The organism is Micromonospora sp. LH3U1, assembly GCF_028475105.1.
In the GTDB taxonomy this organism is placed as follows: Bacteria; Actinomycetota; Actinomycetes; order Mycobacteriales; family Micromonosporaceae; genus Micromonospora.
In genome coordinates, this window is sequence record NZ_CP116936.1 from 7,041,530 (window position 1) to 7,063,087 (window position 21,558).

Annotated in this window: 16 protein-coding genes; 8 read left to right on the forward strand and 8 right to left on the reverse strand. The window is 69.5% G+C overall.

What is annotated here, in order from left to right; all coding sequences use genetic code 11:
- Window positions 1-470: 470 nt before the first annotated feature.
- The 5 genes from PCA76_RS32405 (at window position 471) to PCA76_RS32425 (ending at window position 6,238) form a co-directional block, all read left to right on the forward strand.
- Entirely contained in the window at window positions 471-2,999 is a 2,529-nt protein-coding gene (locus PCA76_RS32405; protein ID WP_272614327.1) for a putative bifunctional diguanylate cyclase/phosphodiesterase, read from the forward strand.
- Between the two features lie 46 nt (window positions 3,000-3,045).
- A complete protein-coding gene (locus tag PCA76_RS32410) occupies window positions 3,046-4,404 on the forward strand; it encodes a glycosyltransferase 87 family protein (RefSeq protein WP_272614329.1) in 1,359 nt (452 codons plus the stop codon).
- 41 nt (window positions 4,405-4,445) lie between these two features.
- Complete coding sequence (locus PCA76_RS32415; protein ID WP_272614331.1) at window positions 4,446-5,078, forward strand: phosphoribosyltransferase; 633 nt, start codon at window positions 4,446-4,448, stop codon at window positions 5,076-5,078.
- Window positions 5,079-5,100: 22 nt separating this feature from the next.
- Entirely contained in the window at window positions 5,101-5,478 is a 378-nt protein-coding gene (locus tag PCA76_RS32420) for a TFIIB-type zinc ribbon-containing protein (RefSeq protein WP_272614333.1), read from the forward strand.
- A gap of 82 nt (window positions 5,479-5,560) precedes the next feature.
- Window positions 5,561-6,238: a maleylpyruvate isomerase N-terminal domain-containing protein gene (locus PCA76_RS32425; protein ID WP_272614335.1), complete on the forward strand. Its 678-nt coding sequence runs from the start codon at window positions 5,561-5,563 to the stop codon at window positions 6,236-6,238.
- A 16-nt stretch (window positions 6,239-6,254) separates the two neighbouring features.
- On the opposite strand, the gene dnaB is transcribed toward PCA76_RS32425, so the two are convergent.
- The gene (gene dnaB / locus PCA76_RS32430; protein WP_442930184.1) at window positions 6,255-9,077 is read right to left on the reverse strand and encodes a replicative DNA helicase; all 2,823 of its coding nucleotides are present in this window, start codon (window positions 9,075-9,077) and stop codon (window positions 6,255-6,257) included.
- A 539-nt stretch (window positions 9,078-9,616) separates the two neighbouring features.
- Between dnaB and PCA76_RS32435 the strand changes: the two genes are divergently transcribed.
- Window positions 9,617-10,996, forward strand: a complete 1,380-nt coding sequence (locus PCA76_RS32435) for a hypothetical protein (RefSeq protein ID WP_272614339.1) — start codon at window positions 9,617-9,619, stop codon at window positions 10,994-10,996.
- 118 nt (window positions 10,997-11,114) lie between these two features.
- Here the strand turns inward: PCA76_RS32435 and rplI are convergent, their stop codons facing one another.
- The 4 genes from rplI to rpsF all read right to left on the reverse strand — a co-directional run bounded on the left by rplI (window position 11,115) and on the right by rpsF (window position 12,771).
- The gene (gene rplI / locus PCA76_RS32440) at window positions 11,115-11,561 is read right to left on the reverse strand and encodes a 50S ribosomal protein L9 (protein ID WP_272614341.1); all 447 of its coding nucleotides are present in this window, start codon (window positions 11,559-11,561) and stop codon (window positions 11,115-11,117) included.
- A gap of 14 nt (window positions 11,562-11,575) precedes the next feature.
- A complete protein-coding gene (gene rpsR, locus PCA76_RS32445; protein ID WP_051723758.1) occupies window positions 11,576-11,857 on the reverse strand; it encodes a 30S ribosomal protein S18 in 282 nt (93 codons plus the stop codon).
- Window positions 11,857-12,399: a single-stranded DNA-binding protein gene (locus PCA76_RS32450; RefSeq protein WP_272614347.1), complete on the reverse strand. Its 543-nt coding sequence runs from the start codon at window positions 12,397-12,399 to the stop codon at window positions 11,857-11,859. Before PCA76_RS32450 ends, rpsR begins: the two co-directional genes overlap by 1 nt.
- Before the next feature lie 81 nt (window positions 12,400-12,480).
- Window positions 12,481-12,771, reverse strand: a complete 291-nt coding sequence (rpsF, locus tag PCA76_RS32455; protein ID WP_272614349.1) for a 30S ribosomal protein S6 — start codon at window positions 12,769-12,771, stop codon at window positions 12,481-12,483.
- A 629-nt stretch (window positions 12,772-13,400) separates the two neighbouring features.
- Between rpsF and PCA76_RS32460 the strand changes: the two genes are divergently transcribed.
- Together PCA76_RS32460 and PCA76_RS32465 are read left to right on the forward strand one after the other, a co-directional pair.
- Window positions 13,401-14,192, forward strand: coding sequence for a deoxyribonuclease IV (locus tag PCA76_RS32460; RefSeq protein WP_272614351.1), 792 nt, complete (start codon window positions 13,401-13,403; stop codon window positions 14,190-14,192).
- Window positions 14,189-16,312, forward strand: a complete 2,124-nt coding sequence (locus PCA76_RS32465; protein WP_272614352.1) for a hypothetical protein — start codon at window positions 14,189-14,191, stop codon at window positions 16,310-16,312. The genes PCA76_RS32460 and PCA76_RS32465 overlap by 4 nt, the downstream gene beginning before the upstream one ends.
- Before the next feature lie 27 nt (window positions 16,313-16,339).
- On the opposite strand, the gene PCA76_RS32470 is transcribed toward PCA76_RS32465, so the two are convergent.
- The 3 genes from PCA76_RS32470 to PCA76_RS32480 all read right to left on the reverse strand — a co-directional run bounded on the left by PCA76_RS32470 (window position 16,340) and on the right by PCA76_RS32480 (window position 21,555).
- Entirely contained in the window at window positions 16,340-17,845 is a 1,506-nt protein-coding gene (locus PCA76_RS32470) for a glycosyltransferase family 87 protein (protein WP_272614354.1), read from the reverse strand.
- 126 nt (window positions 17,846-17,971) lie between these two features.
- Window positions 17,972-20,908, reverse strand: a complete 2,937-nt coding sequence (locus PCA76_RS32475; protein WP_272614356.1) for a transglycosylase domain-containing protein — start codon at window positions 20,906-20,908, stop codon at window positions 17,972-17,974.
- Between the two features lie 197 nt (window positions 20,909-21,105).
- The gene (locus tag PCA76_RS32480) at window positions 21,106-21,555 is read right to left on the reverse strand and encodes a DUF5318 domain-containing protein (protein ID WP_272614357.1); all 450 of its coding nucleotides are present in this window, start codon (window positions 21,553-21,555) and stop codon (window positions 21,106-21,108) included.
- Window positions 21,556-21,558: the final 3 nt, after the last annotated feature.

Below are 21,558 nucleotides of genomic sequence, written 5' to 3' on the forward strand. Positions count from 1 at the left end.
ATCCGATTCGCCTCGACAGGTGGCCCGAAGTGCGGATGAACCAGGGAGCTGGGCTCCGCGACACTGAGTACGCCTTGCAAGTTGCGGCATCAATGGTCGGTCCATCCCGGCTGATCGGTATGAAGAGTTGAGCGCTCCGCTCAGGGGTGTGGACAGAAAGTGACATATCCGCCTTAGCTTGGCTAATGTTGCGCATACCGACATTAATTATTCCTTCCTGCACACGAACCTCCCTACTCTCTGCCTACGAACGAATGGCGTCCTAGAGGGCGATCCGTAGTGGCAGGGGGGTCGAACGATGCGCAACAGCACCGAGTGGGACTAGTCCAGCTTCAGCCCGATGCAAACCCTCGACGCTGAAGGGATGCCAGATGCGCAGCACCGAATGGGACTGATTCCTTATCACCTCGACGACACAGCGGTACGCTGCCCGTCAGCGGACACCGACGGTGGGTTACGGGTGAGGTTGAGTGAGCCGGACGACGCGTCGTCAGACGGGATTCGACCCACGCCTGCTCAGTCTCGTCGGAGTGCTGGTGCTGCTGGCAACCGTCGTCGCCGTGACAGCAGCAATCGCGACCAGACGCAACGTGCCCGACAGCGCAGGAGACGTCTCAACGATCTCGGCGCTCGTCCTGATGATCGCACTAGGGGCAGTCGTCAAGGCGCGTCTCCGGATCAGATCCACGACCTTCTCGTTCGCCTGGGTGGAGACGGCCATTGTTCTCGGGCTAGCTCTCGCCCCGTCACCCTGGGTAATTCTGTCCACGGGCGTCGGCATCGCCTGCGTCTCACTTCTCAACCGGCTGACTGCCATCAAAACGGCTTTCGGTATCGCCAAACACACTCTCGTGGCGGGTGGCGCCACTCTAGTGATCATGCTCCTCGGCCAGCGCTGGCCACCGGACGGCTTATGGAACCACCTCATACTGCTCGGGGTGGTCTACCTTGCCGCCGCAGTACTCGATGATCTACTGGCCATACCGGTCATCGCCCTGGCGTCGGGCACTCGGATCGCCCGACAGTTCCGCAATCACCTCGACCTACGGCTAGCCGGATTCGCCGTCCGGTTCGTGGTGGCCGCCCTCACCTTGATCATCCTCAAGGCGGATCAACGGCTACTGCTCGCCGTTCCGCCCCTGGTCCTGAGCCTGCACCTGGCCTACTCCGCGCGCATCCGGGGGCGCACCGAACAGCAGGCGTGGCAGCGGCTGGCCCGGACCACCGACGCGCTCAACGTGGTCGACCTGGACAACGTCCTCACCACCGCCGTCACCCAGGCCGCCGAGTTGTTCTCCGCCGACGAGGTCGAGATCGAGCTGCACGACGGCGGTCGCACCGTACGCGGTGGCACCGGCGGCATCACCTTCGACGGTCCGACCGGTACGCCCACCGACGTGGACGGCACGATCGTCCCCACACCGCTGGAAGGGCATGACCGGACTGTCGATGTCGGCGTGCTGCGGCTGCGTTTCCGCGGCCCCGTGCAGCTCTCCGAGCGGGAGCAGTACACCCTGCGTACCTTCGCGTCCGCGCTCTGCACGGCCGTTCGTAACGCGCAGGCGTACGCCGAGCTGGCCCGGGTCGCCGACGAGCACGCGTACGCGGCCGCGCACGACGCGCTGACCGGCCTGGCCAACCGCCGGCACCTCCTCGACGAGGGCACCGAGCAGTTGAGCGCCCGGCACGCGGACGGGGTGACCGCGCTGGTGCTGATCGACCTCAACCACTTCAAGGAAGTCAACGACACGCTCGGGCACGCCGCTGGTGACCAGGTGCTGGTGCAGGTCGCCGACCGGTTGCGGGGCGCCGCCCAGGCGAGCGACCTGGTGGCCCGTCTCGGCGGCGACGAGTTCGCCGTACTCCTGCGTGGGCTGCCGGCCCCGGCGGTGGCCGCGCACCGGGCCGAGACACTGCTCGCGGCTCTGCATGAGCCGTTCGAGCTGGACGGCATGCGGATCAGCGTCGAGGCCAGCGGCGGGATCTCCGTCGCCCCGTCGAGCGGTGGCATGGCCGAGTTGCTGCGCCGCGCGGACGTGGCCATGTACCAGGCGAAGCGGGCCGGGCAGAGGATCTCCACGTACGCCCCGACCCGGGACACCGCCGACCTGGGCCGCCTCACCCTCGGGGGCGACCTGCCACGGGCCGTCGCCGACCACGAGTTCGTCGTCAACTTCCAACCGATCGTCGACCTGGCCACCGGTGAGGTGACCAGCGCGGAGGCGCTGGCCCGCTGGCACCACCCCACCCACGGAATGATCGACCCGCTGCGCTTCCTGGAGGCGGTGGAGCGTTCGGGCCTGCTGCCGGCCTTCGCCGAAGCGATCCTCGATCAGGCGCTGATCGCGGCGGCCAATTGGCGCGACGCCGGCTTCGACATACCGGTCGCGGTCAACGTGTCCCCGCGCAGCCTGCTCGACGCCCGCTTCCCAGGCTCGGTGCTGGCCCGCCTGCGCGCCCACGACCTACCGCCGGACCGGCTGGTGCTGGAGCTGACCGAGACGCTGACGCTGAGCCAACTCGACGTGGTCGACCGGGTGCTCAGCCGGCTGCGCGACGAGGGCGTCCGGTTGGCGTTGGACGACTTCGGCACCGGCTACTCCTCGCTCTCCCTGCTCTCCCGCATCCCGGTGCACGAGTTGAAGATCGACCGCAGCTTCGTGACGACGATGGAGAGTTCGGCGGAGGCCGCCGCCGTCATCCGCTCCACGCTCGATTTGGGCCGCAGTCTCGACCTGGATGTGGTGGCCGAGGGCGTGGAGAGCGAGCCACAGCGGCGGGCCCTCTGGGAGTTGGGCTGCGTCGCCGGCCAGGGGCACCTGTTCGCCCGGCCGATGCCGGCCGGCACCCTGCTCGCGGCGATGCAGCGCGGTTCGGGCGGCCGGCCGGGTGCCCTGGCCGCGCCGCTGCACGACGCTGGCGCGGTGATCCGGTTGAACCAGAACCGCCGCCAGGCCGGCCGTTCCCGCCCCGATCGCCTGCCGCACCTGCCCGCCTGATCTGGCGGCCCGGTGCGGGAGCAGGCCGGTCTGCCAGACTGGCGCCGTGATCGCCGACGACCCGACCGCACGCCGCCGTCGCTGGCACTGGCACTGGCGGACGCTCGACACCGCCGCCGGCGGGCTCGCCCTCGACCTCGGCCTCTACGCCGTCTCTGCCATCTTCGCCGCGATCACCGCGGTCACATCGACCCTGCTGCCGCACCGGGCCTGGGGCGCGGTCGCCGCCGTCGGGTACCTGGTCGCGGCGCTGGTGGCGATCGCTCAACTCCTGCTGCGTCGGCGCTCCCCGGCATCCCGGCTGGTCGGTCTGCCAGCTCGCTGGGCCGTCACCGGATTCGCCTGGGCGGGCACCGCACTGCTGCCCCTGCTCTGGCAGAGCATCGAGCGGGCCAGCGGGCGAACCGACCGGGCCCAAGAGGAGGTGCTGGTCGTGGAGCAGGCCGGCATCCGCCTCCTCGAACACGGCACGCCGTACCTCGGACCCGACGCGATAGCCGCCCTGCCACCCGGCGAGCAACTGCTCGGCTACACCCCGTACCAGCCCGGCATGGCGATGTTCGGCCTGCCCAGAGCACTCGCCGACACCTGGTGGACCGACTCCCGCGTCTGGTTCGCGGTGGGCACCGCGCTGGCGCTCGCACTCGCCGTGGCCGCCCTGCGCAGAACACCGGGCACCACCGGCCAGGCCGCCACCGCCGACACAGCTCACCGGCGGAACGCCGCGGTGCTGCGGGGCGTGCAGGCGGCCACCGTACTGCCGATCTGCGCCCTCACCCTCGCCACCGGCGGCGACGACCTGCCCGTACTCGCGCTCTGCCTGCTGGCCCTCGCGCTCGCCGCCGCCGACCGACCGGGCCGGGCCGGCCTCGCGGTCGGGCTTGCTGGCGCGCTGAAGCTGTTCGCCTGGCCGGTCGCCCTGGTCCTGATCGTCTGGGGCCTGACCCGGCGCGCCGGCATTCGGGTCGCCGCCGGCGCGATCGGCCTGCCCGTCGCCGCCCTCCTGCCGGCGATGCTGGTCGACCGCGACGCGCTGACCGAGAACGTGCTGCGCTTCCCCCTCGGTCACGGCCTGGTCACCAGCCCCGCGCAGTCGCCGTTCCCCGGCTACCTGATCGCCACCGCCCTGCCCTCCGGCCGGCTGATCGCCGCCGCGCTACTTGTCGCGGCCGGCGTGACCATCGCCGTCCGGCTCGCCCGCCGCCCGCCCCGCACCGCCGTCGCCACCGCGCTGATCTGCGGGTACGGGCTGCTCGTCGCCATCGCTCTGATGCCCTCGACCCGCTTCGGCTACCTGCTGTACCCGTTGGCCCTGCTCACCTGGGCACCCGCCCTGCACCGCCCGGTCGACACGCCGACCGCCTCGGTCCCCGCTGACCTGTCCGGTCGGACCACTTCGGCGTAACTGCCAGGCGGAAGGGTCGGTCAGGGCGTAGACCTGAAGACATGACGACGTACCGCGACCGTGCCGAGGCGGGCCGGGTGCTCTCCGATCGGCTCACCGCACTCATCGGCGATCCGGACGTCGTCGTCCTCGGCCTCGTCCGCGGCGGCGTGCCGGTCGCCCGGATCGTCGCCGAACGGCTCGGCGCGCCACTGGACGTGCTGGTCGTCCGCAAGCTCGGCATGCCGTGGGCCCGGGAGGTCGCCTTCGGCGCACTCGGGCCGGGCGGTGTCCAGGTGCTCAACGACGCGGTGGCCAGCGGACTCAGCAGCGACGACATCGCCGAGGTCAGCCATCGGGAGCAGACCGAATTGGAACGCCGGGAGCGGCTCTACCGCGGCGGTCGCGCACAGTTGGACCTCACCGGGCGGACCGCGGTGATCGTCGACGACGGCCTGGCCACCGGCGCTACCGCCCGTGCCGCCGTGGCGGTCGTCCGCCAACTCGGGGCACACCGGGTCGTGGTCGCGGTCCCGGTCGGCGCGCAGGAGGCGTACGAGTTGCTCGCCGCCGAGGCGGACCAGGTCATCTGCACCCAACGCCCACCGGATTTCGGTGCGGTGAGCGTCTACTACGAGGACTTCCACGAAGTTTCCGACGAGGAAGTCGCCGAGGCGCTCACAGCAACTGCCTAGGTCGAGCGGGTACCGTCGGGCGATGAGTAGTCTCACCTGTCCCAAGTGTCACGGAGATATGCGCCAGTACGAGCGCAGCGGCGTCGTCATCGACCAGTGCGGGGAGTGCCGAGGCATCTTCCTGGACCGCGGCGAGTTGGAGAAGCTGTTCGAGGCGGAGGCCAACTGGAGTCGCCAACAGGGTGGTGGCGCGCCAGCGCAGCCCGCCCAGCAGCCGGCCGGCTACCCGCCCCCGCCGCCTCCGGCGCAGCCCGGTTACGGTGCCGTTCCGCCGCCCCCGCCCGCACACGGCTACCCGCCGGCGCCGGCCTACGGCCACCAGCAGCAACAGCACCAGGGTTACCACGGGCACTACCGACAGAAGAAGCGCAAGGGCTTCCTCGACGACATGTTCGGCTGAGCCGAGACCGGCAGCCCGCCCGGGTCGATCCACGCATCGGCCCGGGCACATCGTCGGGACGGTCCATGCGAGGCTGAATCGCATGACGGCGATCCGACCGGACGATGCGCTGGCCCAGGCGTACGACGGGATCACCGCGGTGGTCGGCGACCTGGACGACGCTGACCTGCAACGAGCCACCCGGTGCCAGGGCTGGCTCGTCGCGGACCTGCTGCTCCACCTGCTCGGCGACGCCCAGCGGGCACTTGTCGCTCTGGCCAGCCCCGCCGAGGGTCCCGCCGACGTCGACGACGTGAGCTACTGGCGTGACTTCCCCGCCAGCGCTGACGACGACACCCGGCACGCCTGGTGGGTCCGCCGATCGGCCGCCGCGTTCGACCGCCCGACCGGGATCGTCCGGCTCTGGCGGGAGACCGCCCCTGCGGCCGTCCGCGCCGCCGCGTCAGCCAACCCCGAGGGGTACGTGACCACGCAGGGGCACGTACTGCGCGTACCGGATTTCCTCGCCACCCTGACCACCGAGGCCGTCGTCCATCACCTGGACCTGACAGCAGACCTGCCCGGCGCGCCGCCGCCCGGCCCATTGGCGGTACGCGTCGCGGTGGCCACCATGGACGGCCTGCTCAGCGACGACACGGTTCGCCCCACCGCCTGGAACGACCACGACTTCCTGCTGAAAGCCACCGGGCGCGTCCCGCTCACCGACCGGGACCGGCTGGAGTTGGGCGAGTCGGCGGGCTGGTTTCCGCTGCTCGGCTGACCTGCCCCCGCGTTGATCAGCCGATGGCCATGTCCACGAAACGGGACAGGTGCAGTTGGGCCGCGACGGTCACGGTGTCGGTCGGTCCATTTCGATGCTTGGCAACAATAAAATCCGCCTCGCCCGCCCGCGGCGACTCCTTGTCGTAGTAGTCGTCGCGGTGCAGAAGGATGACAACGTCGGCATCCTGCTCAATCGATCCCGATTCACGCAAATCGGACAACTGGGGCCGCTTGTCGGTGCGCTGCTCCGGGCCACGGTTCAGCTGACTGACCGCGATGACCGGGCACTCGACCTCCTTGGCCAACAGCTTCAGACCACGCGAAAGGTCTGCGACCTCCTGCTGGCGGCTCTCGGTGCGCTTCGGTGAGGTCATCAGCTGGAGATAGTCGACCACGATCATCTTGAGGTCGTGCCGCTGCTTGAGCCGACGAGCCTTGGCCCGGATCTCCATCAGGTTCATGCTCGGCGTGTCGTCGACGAAGAGCGGCGCCTCGCTGATCTCGCCCATGCATCGGGCCAGCTTGGTCCAGTCGTCGTCGGAGAGTTGTCCACTACGCAGCACGTGCAGTGGCACCCGCGCCTCGGCCGAGAGCAGTCGCATCACGATCTCGACCTTGCTCATTTCCAGCGAGAAGATCGCGGCGGCCTGGTTGGCGCGAATCGCGGCATGTCGGGCAAAGTCCATGCTGGCCGTGCTGTTGTGAGTAGGAATCATTGCCCGGCTGGCCAGGTAGAGATGGTCGGGGTTGTCGACCGTGACACACCGGACCGGAACGCTCGGCACCGGGCGAACGTCGACGATGAACCGCGAGGTCGTCCGGACGTCGGAGGCGGTGCGGCGGCGTTCGGCGTGCGCATCCTGCTTTCGCTTGAGCCGGAAGATGGCATCTGGCGTGGAGAAGTTCAACGTGTACGCGATGGACGACTCGGGGGTGCGACCGCGTACCGGCTTCGCGGTGACCGTGCAGCGGTAGCCGAGGCTGACGACGAGTTCGCGCACGTTCTCCGCCAACCGCTTCGAGGTCGACGTGTACTGGAGGTTGCCGGCGGGGGCGACGGTGCCGTCGTTGTCCATCAGCCCAGCCAGCAGCGCTCGGCGCTGAGCCTCTGAGGCGCGCAGGTAGCCGCCCGGGATGTGCTTGTCAGCCGCCACCCCGATCTGACGCAACAGCCCGAGGAAAGATCCGTTCCGGCTGTGGCAGCCGGCATACTTCATGGTTGCTGGATTCTCACGCAGCGCCCGGGTCGAACCGCCGCAGTCCACGCAGAAGCCGTTTTCACGAGCGGCAGGCTTGGGCGGCAACAGGATGGTGTAGACCATCGGCCCGGTGGGCCGAACGGCGAAGCCGTCCGCCTCGACCTGCGTGACCATTTCCGGATCGGCGGTGGTAAATCGGCTGGCCGCGGTGTGGCCGTCGCCGAGCCACACCCCCAACGTGTAGGGCGGGACCAACAACTCCCGGTCCGAAAGCTGAAGGGGAGCGCTGTTCCGTACGGCGTGGTTGAGCCGTCGTTCGGCGGTGGCAGTACGCAGCGTGGCCGCGATCTCGGCAGTGGTCACGACACCGTCGTGGTCGGCCCGGCTGTCAGCATTGACCTCCCGCTCGGCCCGTTGAAGAAGCGCGCCCAGAAGCGGACCGGCCGGATAGCCGGGCGCAGCCAAGTTCCGTGGCTTGCCGCTACGGACGATAGGGCGGCTGATCCGGCCAATCGACCCGACCTCACGGGCGACGGTGTGCAGGACATGCCGAAACTCCGGCCCAACCTGCTCGATCGTGTCGAAGAGTGTGATCGGCTGGTTCTGCAAGGCGCTGAGCCTCTTGTTTGCCGCACGTAGATTGGCCAGCGAGGACTCTGGCCAGTGCCGCCTTTGCCGCGCCGGTCCCTGCCGCCGACTCGCGCGGCTGGTGGTCTTCCACAGGTGCTCCGCGTCGGCCACGATGACCGTGCCGTCGGAGAACTCGACCTCGTAGCAGGGACGGTCGTGCATGACATCGAAGGCGTGTGTGACCGTGGTGGGGCTACCGTCTGCCGCTAGTAGTCGATCACCCGCACGGACCTCGCCCATGGTGGTCCAGCCATCGGGAGTCGGCAGCGGGGTATCGAGCGCGAGCGCCTTGCCCAGACCGGGCCTTCCGGCCACGATGATCAGCTGCCCGGCGTGCAGGCCGTTGAGCAGTCGGTCCAGGTCGCTGAAGCCGGTCGGTACGCCGGTCATCATGCCGCCCGACGCCCCCACCGCCTCGATCTCGTCGAGCGTCGGCTGCAACATGTCGGCCAGGATCGCGAAGTCCTCGCTGACCCGGCGTTCGGTGACGTCGTAGACCGCCTGCTGGGCGAGGTCCACGACGTCGTCGACGTCGCGGCTGCCGCCACTGGCGGTGCCGTAGCCCAGCTGCACGATCTTGGTGCCGGCCTCGACCAACCGGCGCAGCACCGCCCGTTCGCTGACGATCCGCGCGTAGTAGGCGGCGTTCGCGGCGGTGGGCACGCTGGCGATGAGGGTGTGCAGGTAGGGCGCGCCGCCGATGCGTACCAGGTCACCGGAGTCGGCCAGCGCCGCCCCGACCGTGATCGAGTCGGCCGGCTCACCCCGGCCGTAGATGTCGAGAATGATGTCGAAGATGGTGGCGTGCACCGGCCGATAGAAGTCGTTGGTCTTGAGGATCTCGACGACGTCGGCGATGGCGTCCTTGGAGAGCAGCATGCCGCCGAGGACGCACTGCTCGGCGGCAACGTCCTGGGGCGGGGTCTTGTCGAACTGGCCGTCCCGCTGCGCGGGTGGCTGGCCGCCACCGGAGCGTGGCTCTGCCCGCATGTCGTCGGTGACCGACACGGGTACCCCCTCCACTGCGCCGGATCCGATCCCAGCTCTACCGCTGGGGTGCGACACTTCCGTCCGACCGGGCCGGTCGATCGGGGGCCATCGCCGGCGGTCGAGGGCCAACCATACGGACCCCGAGGTCAGAGACTCAACAACGCCGGTGGACGAGCCTCTGGACAACCTGTGGATGCCGGGCGACAGCATGTGCGCAGGGTGTGCACAGCCTGTGGACAACCACTGGGGAATTCTCAGTCATAAGTCGTTGACCTGCGCAAACATGCTCCCCAGCCTGTGGAGGAGAATATTTCGGTCGGGCCTGTGACACGATCGTCCCGTACTATCTCCAGCGAACGGCTACACCTGGACAGCGGATTCCGCTTTCGGTTCAGAAGGGTCACACTCCGGCCGTGAATTACCGGGACTGGGGACGCGGGGAAGGAAGCCCGCGCGAGCGCCAGCCGACCGCCTCGTGGGATGAGCGCGCGGCGTCCCTTCCTGTTGACCCTTACGACGAGGACGGGCGCTACCGCACCTCCAGCCGGCGGCGTGCCTTGGACCGAGGCCAGGACGAGCCCGTCGACGCCTACCTGCCCCGGTGGGCATTGGAGTCGGGAGTCCGGCACGCTGACGGCGACGGTCGCCACGCGGCACCGGACGAGCGCGAGCCCGAGCGGCCGACGTCCGGTACCGGCCGTCGGTCCGCCGAGTCGCGGGGCAGCCGGCGGCGGAGCGGTGAGACGAGTTGGCCGGAGCAGGCGGCGATCAGCGCGGCACCGGAATCGGACCACACCCGAGAGTGGACGCTCGACCGTCCGCAGGAGCAGGGGTACGCGGGTCGCCGACGCGCCGACGCCGGGGAGGACGAACCGGTCTCCGGCGCTGTCCCGGACCGCCGTCCCCGCCGTGCACCCGCTGGCCGCCCGCAGGTGATCTGGTCGGGTGGGGATCTGGAACCCGCCCCGACCGATCCGCCGCCTGAGCAGGAAGTGAGCCGACCCAGCCGGCGCAGCCGCCGTGCGGCGGAGGAGTCCTGGTCCCGCCCGGCGGCCGACCCATGGGCACGCGGGTCGGAACGGGCGGCTGAGCCCGAGCCGTCGTACCCGCCTGCGGTGGATCCGTGGGACGCCTCGGGCCTGCACGCGTGGCCGCCTGCGGACGCTGCGGACCTGAGCGGGCAGTGGTCGGCGGTGGAGAGCGTCGGTGGCTGGGAACGGTCCGACCGCACCGGCCAGTGGGAGCGGTCCGCGATCGAGGACGACCAGTGGGACCGTACGATGCCGCCGCGCTCCGACCGGTCGGTGGCTGCCGAGGGTTGGCCGCCCCGGGACGACGGGTTCTTGTCCGGCGCTCGGCTGGCCGATGATGACCCCCGTTGGACGGATCCGCCGACGTCGGCGCCCCGGTCCCCGGTGGTGGGCTACACCGCCCCGCGCCCGCGCAGCGCGCCGGTGCCCCGCGGGGGTGCGCCACGGCGTCGGGCGGACCGGCCGGCGGTTGGGGCGGCGTCGGTGCGACAGCGAGTCGAGTCGGCGGCCACGGGCGCCTGGGCGCGGCGCCTGGAGGACGACCTGCTCGACCCGGACCCGGGTGGGTCCTTCCGACCGTTGCTGTACACCGCCGCCTGTTACCTGGTGCCGGCGGTTCTGATCTTCGTCTGGCTGTTGACGTTGGACAGCCAGGCGCCGGCTGGTTGTGTGACCGACATCAGCGGGGGCGGGTGCGACTCGCCCCGGTCGCGCGCGTTGGAGTCGCTACTCGGCGGCTCGCCGCGCTTCGGGTTGGCGCTGGTGAGCAGTCTGGTGGTGGCTGCGCTGTTGCGTCGGGTGGGCACGACGTGGCGCTCGGCGACCATCGCGCTGGCTGCCGCCGTGGTCGGTGGCGGCCTCTCGACGGTGCTGATCAGCGCGGTGACCGGTCAGCCGATCGGCTGACCGGCGTGCGGGTCGACGCCGCACCGAGCAGGCCGCCCGCACCAGCCCGGATGACGTACTACGCACGAGGGCCCGCACCGATCGCTCGGTGCGGGCCCTCGTGGTGGTGTTGCGGACGTCAGCCCTGAACGACGTTCAGGTTGAACGACGCGGTCACCTCAGGGTGCAGCTTGATCTTCACCGGGTAGGTGCCGATCGACTTGATGTGACCGGGCACCTCCAGCCGCCGCCGGTCGAGGACCGGGCCGGTGGCCGCCTTGACGGCGTCGACGATCTCGGCCGGAGTGACCGAGCCGAAGAGCCGTCCGCCGTCGCCGGCGCGGACCTTCAGGTTGACCTTGAGACCCTCGAGCTGAGCCTTGACCTCGTTGGCGTGGTCGAGGTCGCGGATCTCGCGGGCCCCACGGGCCCGCTTGATGACCGTGACCTGCTTTTCCGCGCCCTTGGTCCAGACGATCGCGAAGCCCTGCGGCAGCAGGTAGTTACGGCCGTAGCCGTCCTTGACCTCGACGATGTCGCCCGGGGCACCGAGGCCGGACACTTCCTGAGTCAGGATGATCTTCATATCGGTGCCTCCTCTCAGCGGGTGGTGGCCGTGTACGGCAGGAGCGCCATCTCACGGGCGTTCTTGACCGCACGAGCGATCTGACGCTGCTGCTGCGAGGTAACGCCGGTCACCCGCCGAGCGCGGATCTTGCCGCGGTCGGAGATGAACTTGCGCAGCAGCGCGGTGTCCTTGTAGTCGATGTAGGCGATCCCGTCCTTGTCGAGCGGGTTCACCTTCTTCTTGGGCTTGCGCAGTGCCGCAGCCTTGGCCGTTGCACGTGCACCTGGTTTGCGATCGCGGGCGCTCGGCGCCATTAGAAAGGTGGCTCCTCGTCAAAATTGGCGCCCGAACCGGCACGCGCGGGAGAGGGAGCAGCCGAAGCCCAGGGGTCGTCGAAGTTGCCTCCGCCGCCACCCTGGTTACCACCGCCACCGCCACCGCCGCCACCGAAGCCGCCGCCAGCGCCGCCGGAGCGGGACATCTTCTGCACCTTCGCCGTGGCGTAGCGCAGCGACGGGCCGATCTCGTCGACCTCAAGCTCGATGACAGTGCGCTTCTCACCCTCGCGGGTCTCGTAGGACCGCTGACGCAGCCGGCCCGACACGATCACCCGGGCGCCACGCTGCAGCGACTCGGCGACGTGCTCGGCGGCCTGCCGCCAGACGGTGCAAGCGAGGAACAGCGGCTCGCCGTCCTTCCATTCGTTCGACGCCTTGTCCATGAAACGGGGCGTCGAAGCGACTCGGAACTTGGCGACCGCAGCCCCGGAGGGGGTGAACCGCAACTCGGGGTCATCGGTCAGATTGCCGATGACCGTGATGGTGGTGTCTCCTGCCATGACCATCTCCTCGCGCACTCAGCGTCTCGTCGTACAGGCTCGCAGAGCCGTGCGACAGAGTCGCGGAGGCTGATCCGGACGAACCGGGGTTTGAATGCTTTAGCGCATTTCCGGTCGGATGACCTTGGTGCGCAGCACGGACTCGTTGAGCCGCAGCTGACGGTCCAGCTCGGCCACCGCAGCAGGCGTGGCCTGCATGTCGATGACGGCGTAGATGCCCTCAGCCTTTTTGTTGATCTCGTACGCGAGGCGCCTACGGCCCCATACGTCGGTCTTCTCAACCGAGCCACCCGCGGTCCGAATCACGTTCAGGTACGTGTCGAGCGACGGTGCGACGGTGCGTTCCTCGAGGCTGGAGTCGAGGATGACCATTACTTCGTAATGACGCAAGACGTGCTCACCTCCTGTGGGCTAAGCGGCCACGGTCCTTCCGTGGCAGGAGGTCGTGCGTCGCTGCCCGCACGTTCCGGGGGAACCCGGCCGGACGCGGACAACCTGACCAGGATACCCGGTCCGGAGGATCATGCCCGGGGAGGTCGGGTCAGCGTTCGGACGTGCTGACGGGGGTCCACCGTCCGACCGTCTTCCGGCCGGTGGTGGACCCCCGTCTACAAGGCCGCGGGGCGTCTGGTCCGCATTCCTTGGGTGGGACCTGGGGAGGAACGACCACACCGATGAGGTTGGACCGAAGACGCCCCGCGGAGCTTTATCGTGTTGTTATCTGACGATACAACGGCACTCGTACCTTGTCGGGGGGAAAAGCACAAATTTCCGAGATTCTTCATCGGTGGACATCCGGTAGGCGAAGGGCCCTCCCCCGCCACGCCGGGCCGCGCGGCGGGGGTGACCTCGCTGTCGGCCGTCGACCACCGGTCGCCGTACGCGGCGGCTCGCGCCGTCGGCGGCCCCGGGCGCTGGTCGCCGGTTCAAACCCATCAACGATCGTCGGTCCGTCAAGTGACGCGACACCGCCCCGGCCGTCGCCCCACCAGTCACGGTCGCGACGTAGGCTCGCTCGCATGCGTATCGGAGCCCACGTCGATTCGACCGACCCGCTGGCGGAGGCGGCCGCCCGGTCCGCCGACACCGTGCAGTTCTTCCTCGCCGACCCACAGGGGTGGAAGGCGCCCAAGCCTCGGGAAGACGCCGAGCGGCTGCGCACGGCCGAGGTCGACCTCTACGTGCACGCGCCGTACGTCATCAACGTCGCCACCCTCAACAACCGCATCCGGATCCCCAGCCGAAAGCTGCTGCTCGGGCACGCCAACGCGGCCGCTGACATCGGCGCCAAGGGCGTGATCGTCCACGGTGGGCACGTCAACGCCGGGGACGACCTGGCCGTCGGCTTCGACAACTGGCGCAAGACCTTCGCGTACGCAGCTGACTCCGGCGGCTTCGGCGTGCCGGTCCTCATCGAGAACACCGCAGGCGGCGACAACGCGTGCGCCCGACGACTGGACGCGCTCGCCCGGCTCTGGGACGCCATCGGCGACTACGAGGTCGGCTTCTGCCTGGACACCTGCCACGCGTACGCGGGCGGCGAGGAACTGCTCGGCGTCGTCGACCGGGTCAAGGCGATCACCGGAAGGATCGACCTGGTGCACGCCAACAACTCCAAGGGCGCGTTCAACTCCGGCCAGGACCGACACGACAACCTGGGCGGCGGGACGATCGACCCGGAGCTGGTGGTGGCGGTGATCCGAGCGGCCGGTGCACCGGTGGTCGTCGAGACACCGGGCGGCGTGACCGGCCAAGCCGCCGACATCGACTTCCTCCGCCAGCAGCTCGGGACGGAGAGCCCGGCAGCATGACGACCGGACAGCCTGGGACCGGGAACGCCCGGCCCACCCCCGCCAGCGCGGACGCCGAGATCCGACCCGCCACCGCGTCGCCGGCGGGCGCCCCCGCCCAGCCGGCTCGCACCTCCGACGCCGTCTCGGACAAGGCCGTGCCGAGCGCTCAGACCGCCCCGGACAACCCGCAAACGAGTGACGGTGGGACGACCGGAGCCGCCGCGAACGGCGACCCCGAGCTCGACCGCCCGACGAGCGGTGTCGCCGGGAAGGACGCGGCCGAGGGCGGTGACGCGGCCAAGGGTGAGAAGGCGAGCGAGACCGACGGTCAGGTGCAGACCGACGGCGAGGCGAAGCCGGTCGGTCCGGAGCGTTGGGAGGCGTTCGCCTCCGCTCCGGAGCCGAGCCCCTCCATCTTCAGCCGGGCGGGCCGAGCCGTCGGCCGGTTCCTGATCCACGAGTGGACCCTGGCCACCCTCGGCGCGCTGGCACTGGCCGTGCTGATGACCTGGCCGACGCTGCGCTATCCGCGCTACACACTCCCGCAGGACTACTGGGACCCGAGCCTGCAGGCCTGGCAGATGGCCTGGTCCGGGCACATTCTGCTGGCCGACCCGGCGCACCTGTGGCAGTCCAACACGTTCTTCCCCGAGCTGTGGAGCTTCGCGTTCTCCGACACACTGCTCGGGTACGCCCCGGCTGGGATGCTCGGCAGCGGCCCCGAGGACGCGTTGCTGCGCTACAACATCATGTTCGTGCTGGCGCACGCGCTCGCCACGCTCGGGGCGTACGCGCTGGCCCGACAGCTCGGGGCTGGCCGCATCGGCGCCGCAGTCGCTGGCGTCAGCTACACCTACGCACCATGGTTGCTGGCTCAGGCCGGGCATCTGCACGTGCTCTCCAACGGTGGGATTCCGCTGGCGCTGGCGATGCTGGCGCGCGGGCACGGCTGGTCACTGCGGCACGGTTACCGACCCGAGCGCCGGCACGACGGTTGGATCTACGCCGGTTGGTTGATGGCGGCCTGGCAGCTCAGCCTCGGCTTCGGCATCGGGCTGCCGTTCGCGTACTTCCTGGCCGGCGCCTTGCTGGTCGCCGTCGTCCTCTTCTTCGCGCGGCGGCTGCGCACCGGTCAGGCCGTGCCGTTCGGTCGCCGGTTGTTCATCGCCGACCTGCTCGGCGGGTTGTTCTTCGCGGGCGTGGGTCTGCTGATGGCGTTCCCGTTCTACAAGGTGACCGAACTGCACCCGAACGCCGAGCGCACCATCGGCGACATCAGCATCTTCTCGCCGCCGGCGACGGGTTTCGTGACGGCGCCCGCCGAGTCGCGGATCTGGGGTGGGCTGCACGAGGGGGCCCGCGCGGCACTGCCGTGGCACCCGGAGATGACCCTGCTGCCGGGCTTCGTGCTCTACGCGCTCGCCGCGGGTGGGCTGTTCTTCTCGGTCTGGCGGTTGCGGCACCGACTGCTGCTGCTCACCGGGGTGCTGGTGACGATGGCGTTCGCGATGGGCACCCGGTTCTTCGACGGCACCTTCACCTACGTGCCGCTCTTCGATCACCTGCCGGGCTGGAGTGGGCTGCGTACCCCTGGTCGGTTGATGCTCTGGACCACGTTGTTACTCGGCCTGCTCGCGGCGGGCGCGGTCACCGCGCTCACCGACCGGGTCCGCGAGTTGACCGCGCAGCGGATCCCGTCGTGGCCGGGGCCGTGGCTGCGGATGGCCACCCTGCTGCCGCTGCTGCTGGTCACGATCGAGGGCCTGAACACCACCCCGCATCCGGTGGTGCCGACCCAACCGGCGGCGATGCGTACGGCGGAGGGGCCTCTGCTGGTGCTGCCCAGCAACCAGAGCCTGGACCAGCACGTGATGCTCTGGTCGACCAGCGGGTTCCCCGACGTGGTCAACGGCGGCAGCGGCTTCACTCCGCGTCAGCTCGACGACGTACGCCGGGTGAGCCAGTCGTTCCCCGACCAGACCAGCGTCGACTACCTGCGCACGCTCGGCGTCCGCTCGGTGGTGTTGCTGCGTGGGCAGGTGGTGGGCACACCGTGGGAGATCAGCATCGACGCACCGGTGGAGTCGCTCGGCATCAGCCGGCAGGACGTCGGCGACGCCGTCGTCTACCGGCTCTGACGCGAGCAGGCGGCGAATCCTCGCTGATCAGGTGGTGGCGGGCTCGGGTTCGGGTGCGGGGTTGGTCGTTCGGCGGCGCCAGCGGTCCAGCCAGGGAGCATCCGGTGCGCCGTCGAGCACGCCACCGTCCGGGTCGTCCGGATAGGTCGCCCGCACCGCGTCCCGCTCGGGGTGCAGGATCTCCTTGACGACCAGCACGCAGAGCACCACCACGGTGGCCAGCCGCAACGTCGAGGCCAGCACGAACACCCCTTCCGGGAAGACCGGGCGGCCGGTCGCCGCGCCGAGCAACTCACCGTAGAAGGCGACGAAGTAGCAGACTTCGGCGATCTGCCAGGCCAGGAAGGCACCCCACTTCGGCCGGGCCAGCACCACCAGCGGCAGCAGCCACAGCACGAACTGCTGCGACCAGACCTTGCTGAAGATGAGGAACGCCGCCACCACCAGGAAGGCGACCTGACCCAGCCGCGGTCGGCGCGGCGCCCGCAACGCCAGCACGGCCACACCGAGACAGGCCAACCCGAAGAGGGCGTACGAGATGGTGTTGAGGGTGGGAATGTTGGCGTTCAGCCACTCGAACGGGCCGAGCCGGGCGGGGTCGTTGCCCACCTTGCCGTCCAGGTAGCGCCCGATGTACCAGAGCGTGCCCCAGTCGATCGGCCGGGTGGTGTTCAGCTCGAAGAATCGGTCCCAGTTCTCCGGGTAGAACCGTGCGGCCGGCAGGTTCACCAGCACCACGGCGGCGATCGCCGTACCGGTGGCGATGAGCGCGGCGCGGACCCGGTCGGCCCGTAGCGCCAGGACGAGGATCGGCCCGAGCAGGAACAGCGGCCAGAGCTTCGCCGCACCGGCGAGCCCGAGCAGCACGCCGGCCACCGCTGGTCGTTTGCGAGCCCAGGCCAGCAGGCCGAAGGCGGCCAGCCCGATGGCGAGCAGGTCCCAGTTGACGGTGGCGGTGAGCACCAGCGCCGGGGCGAGCGCGAACAACGCGGCGTCCCATGGTCGTCGGCGGCGGAGCGCCAGGATCACCGCCACAGTGGCCACCGCGAGCGCGCCCAGCACCAGCGCGTTGAGGTTGTAGAACCACTGGCCCTGGTTGATGGTCGGGTCGCCGTCACCGATGGCGTGCACCGGCAGGCCAAGCGCCCCCATGAAGTAGCCGGTCAGCACCGGGTATTCCACCGGGTGGTCGCGGTAGGGCACCTTGCCCTCGTTGAGCCCCTCGGCGTAATACAGGGCGAGGACGTCGGTGTAGCAGAACCGGGTGTACTGGACGTTGTTCTGCCAGGCACCGTCCTGGCAGGGCGACTTCTGCACCCAGTGCAGCGCGAGCGTGAGGCACGTGAGCGCCAGCACGATCCGGACGGCAGTCCAGAAGCGACGCTCCCGGCCGACCGGCCGGTCCAGCGCGGTCGCGTGGTCGCCCAGCGGGCCGCCGATGACGCCGGAGACGCCGCGGACGAACCCGTCGGAGCGGGACGGGTGATCGGTGGTTCCGGCGTCGTCGATGCCGGGCGTCGACTGGGTGCTCATGAAGAGGCATCCTGCCGTACGACGGGGGTGTCCGTCCCGTCCCGACGCGGAGATCCGGGTACGAAAACGCCGCCGCCGGCCGGGACAGATCGTCCGGCCGGCGGCGGCGGCGTGCAGCGGTGCGGGTCAGTCCCGGTTGGGCGGCAGGCTGGGCAACAGCCCGCCGCCGTTACCGCCGTTACCGGGGCCGCCGGGAGTGTTCGGGTTGTTGCCGCCGGGGGTGCCCCCTTGGTTGCCACCGGGATTCGGGCAGAAGAAATCGGTCAGCGGGTTGCAGGCCGGCTGATTCGGCTGATTCGGCAGGGTCGGCGTCTCAGGCGGCGGGGGCGGCGCTTCACCGTTTCCGGAATCCGGGTCGCCGATGTTCGCCGCCGGCGGGAAGTCGGCCTTCGGTTTGCCCTTCAGCGCCTCGTTCATGAACCGCTCCCAGATGTCACCAGGGAGGTTGCCACCGCTGACCTTGCGCTTGTCCGTGAGAATGAGTGGCTTCCGGTCCTTGACGTTGCCCACCCATACCGCAGTGGCCAACTGTGGCGTGTAGCCGATCATCCAGGCGTCGCCGTTGTCCTTGCTGTCGCCCTTGAGCTCCCAGGTGCCGGTCTTCGAGGCCGCCTTACGGCCGTCATCGAGCCGGTGGTTGACCGCAGCCGGATAGTCCTTCAGCACCGACGTCACGTCGTCGACCACGCCCTTGTCGATCTTCCGCTTCGAGTCGAGCTTCTCGCTGTAGACCTTGTCCCACTTGCCGGAGTTCGGATTCTGTTTCTCCACCGAGTACAGGAAGTGCGCCTTGTTGTAGACGCCCCCGTTGGCGAAGGTAGCGACGCCGTTGGCGTGGTCCAGCACCGTGATCGGGTATTGGCCGTAGCCGACCACATTGAAGAACGGATCCGGCGTGATGTCCTTCGGGTTGGTCTTGGTCAGGTCGTAGGACTTCGCCGGGTTGGTGTCAGTACGCCACATGGTGGTGACACCGGCCTGCTTGGCCATGTCCACGACCTTGTCCGCGCCGATCTCCTCGGTGACGTAGTAGAACGGCACGTTCAGGGACTTGAGCGTGGACACTCGGAGCGTGCAGGAATTGTGGCAGGACGGGTCGTCCGTGCCGGCGTTGCTGACCTTGAACTTGGTGCCCTCCGGGGTGAACGCCTTGCCCTTCCAGCGAGACTCAAGCGCCTTCTTTTCCTTGAGCGCGGCCGCCAGGGTGTAAATCTTGAAGCTGGAGCCCGGTGAGTGGCCACCGCTCAGATTGCCGCTGGAGTCGGTGTTCTTACCGGCGTAGTCGGTGCCGGTGCCGTTGTCGCCGCCGTAGTAGGCGACCACCCGACCATTCGAGGGATCGATCGCGACCACTGCGGCCATGAGGTTGCTCGGCTGGCCGGCCAACTCGGAACCCTTGGACTTGCGCTGAGCCGTCTCGACGGCCGCCGCCTGGATCTTGGTGTCGACGGTGGTGCGGATCCGGTAACCACCAGCCATCAGTGCCTGAGAGCACAGCGGCTTGGCTTCCGTCACCTGCGTGTCCTTGTCGACACAGATGCCTCTGTCCCGCATCTCTTCCCGGACGTAGTTGATCACGTTGCCGTACGGCGTGTCGACGCCGAAGTCGACCCCGATGCCGCCCTTCTTCGGGGCCTTGATGCTCTTGGGGTAGGCGGCAGGCCGCGGCTCCTTGCCGGGCACACCAAGCCAGCCCTCCTTGACCATGCCCTCGATCACGTAATTCCAGCGATCCTGGGCCGCGGTCGGGTTGACCGCCGGGTCGTACCCCTGGTGGGTGGAGCTGGGCTCTGGCTGCTTGATCAGGGCCGCGAGCACTGCGCCCTCGCCCGGGTCGAGCTTGCTCACCGTCTTGCCGAAGTAGGTCTGCGCCGCCGCTTCGATGCCGTACGCGCCTCGGCCGAAGTAGATGACGTTGAGGTAGTGCTGCATGATCTGCGGCTTGGTGTACTCATCGTTCAACTTGGAGGCGAAGATCGCCTCCTTCACCTTGCGGCCGTAGGTGTCGTCCTTGAGGTTCTCGATCGCGTTGCGGGCGTACTGCTGGGTGATCGTCGACGCGCCCTGCTTGTCGCCGCCGGAGAGGTTGTTCCAGGCGGCCCGGGCGATGCCCTTGTAGTCCACGCCGGAGTGCCGGTAGAAGTTCCGGTCCTCGGCGGCGGCCACCGCGTCCTGCACGTACTGCGGGATCTGGTCGATGCTCACCAGGGTGCGGTTCTGATCGCCCACCTTGGCAATGATCGTCTTGTTGTCGAACGCGTAGAGAGTGGTCGCCTGCGGTGGGATGATCTCGTCCGGCATGACCACGTTGGTCGAGTAGTAGGTGAACCCGACCACGCCGACGCCGGCGAGCATGATGAAGACCGCGAAACCGGCGATCAGCAGGTTCATCCGCTTGCGCTTCTTCGCCCGCGCCGCAGCGCCCGAGTCACCCGGACCACGACCGCCCCGACCCGGACCGTTGGGCCCACCCGGGCCACCTGGTCCGCCCGGGCCACCTGGGCCACCTGGGCCGCCAGCGACCGGTGAGACACTCGCCCGGGCGACCGCCGCACGGCCACCCACCGACGCGGAACCGACACTGGCCCGGCCCGCCGAGGCGGTCCCGACAGAAGCGGCGCCGACGGCAGCGGCACCGACCACGGCCCGACCTGCCGGTGCGCCCGGCGCTGGGGAGACGGGCACCGAGGCCCGGCCCGCGCCAGCGCGACCGGCGGCCACACCCGGTGCCGGCGACACCGGCACCGAGGCCCGGCCCGGGGATGCCGAACCCACCGAGGCGGACCCGGCGGCCGCACCGCCACGCGGTGGCACCGAGGCCGCACCGCCACGCGGTGGCACCGAGGCCGAACCGCCGACCGTGGCCCGCCCACCGGCGGCCCGTGGTGTCACTGAGGCACGACCCGGGGTTGCCGCGCCGCCCTCCGATGCCGACCAGCCGCTCCCGCGGGAGTCACCGCCGGGTTGTCGGTACGCGTCGTCCGCGCCCGGCCCGGGGTCGCCGTCCGTGCCCGAGTATTGGGCCCGTCCGCGCGCAGAACTGGGTTCGCCGTACGAGTTCATTCCTCACACCCTGCCGGTCGCGGTGAGGCGCGGCTGCGCCACCACCGGGTTGCCGTGAGTTGCTTCACCCGGGACGCCGGCACGGGGGTGCCGTTTCACCGAGGTAATTGCAGTATTAATCGGGCCAATCGGACCATCGAGTGGTCGACCATCCCAGGTTTCGTCTGCGGCCCCTGGGCCGGTCCAACCAGCTGCGATCACCGTTGCGCCTCTCGCCTCCGCCGGCCGGCACCTTCGGCGCCAGCCACGTCCTGCTCGCCGGTGCCGTCGATGTCACCGGTCACACCGTCCCGACCGAGCAGGTACTGCTCGACGAGATGGTTCCAGTCACAGCCGAGGCACACCTCCACCACGAAGACCTGGAACTCACGCAGTGTCATCGCCAGCACGGGCAACTCGGTCAGTGTCCGGGCCTGGCCGGCGGACTGCTTGAGTTCGTCGCCGTAAATGTAGTGGACGAGGGTCAGGTTCTCGCTGCGACAGATCGGGCACCGCCGGTCGGTCGGCTCACCGTGGAACCGGGCGGCGTTCTTCAGGTAGGGCGACGCGTCGCAGACGTCGTACGTGCCGACGCGGCCGGCCAGGAGCTCACGCAGCACTGCTCGCTTCTGAAGCGAGTAGTCGACGACCTGGCGCTGCGTACGCATGCG

Excerpts from the sequence above, each read along its gene's own strand:
- PCA76_RS32415 (WP_272614331.1), top strand. The coding sequence starts at position 4,446 with ATGACGACGTACCGCGACCGTGCCGAGGCGGGCCGGGTGCTCTCCGAT.
- PCA76_RS32420 (WP_272614333.1), top strand. The coding sequence starts at position 5,101 with ATGAGTAGTCTCACCTGTCCCAAGTGTCACGGAGATATGCGCCAGTAC.
- PCA76_RS32425 (WP_272614335.1), top strand. The coding sequence starts at position 5,561 with ATGACGGCGATCCGACCGGACGATGCGCTGGCCCAGGCGTACGACGGG.
- rplI (WP_272614341.1), bottom strand. The coding sequence starts at position 11,561 with ATGAAGATCATCCTGACTCAGGAAGTGTCCGGCCTCGGTGCCCCGGGC.
- rpsR (WP_051723758.1), bottom strand. The coding sequence starts at position 11,857 with ATGGCGCCGAGCGCCCGCGATCGCAAACCAGGTGCACGTGCAACGGCC.
- PCA76_RS32460 (WP_272614351.1), top strand. The coding sequence starts at position 13,401 with ATGCGTATCGGAGCCCACGTCGATTCGACCGACCCGCTGGCGGAGGCG.
- PCA76_RS32465 (WP_272614352.1), top strand. The coding sequence starts at position 14,189 with ATGACGACCGGACAGCCTGGGACCGGGAACGCCCGGCCCACCCCCGCC.
- PCA76_RS32470 (WP_272614354.1), bottom strand. The coding sequence starts at position 17,845 with ATGAGCACCCAGTCGACGCCCGGCATCGACGACGCCGGAACCACCGAT.
- PCA76_RS32475 (WP_272614356.1), bottom strand. The coding sequence starts at position 20,908 with ATGAACTCGTACGGCGAACCCAGTTCTGCGCGCGGACGGGCCCAATAC.
- PCA76_RS32480 (WP_272614357.1), bottom strand. The coding sequence starts at position 21,555 with ATGCGTACGCAGCGCCAGGTCGTCGACTACTCGCTTCAGAAGCGAGCA.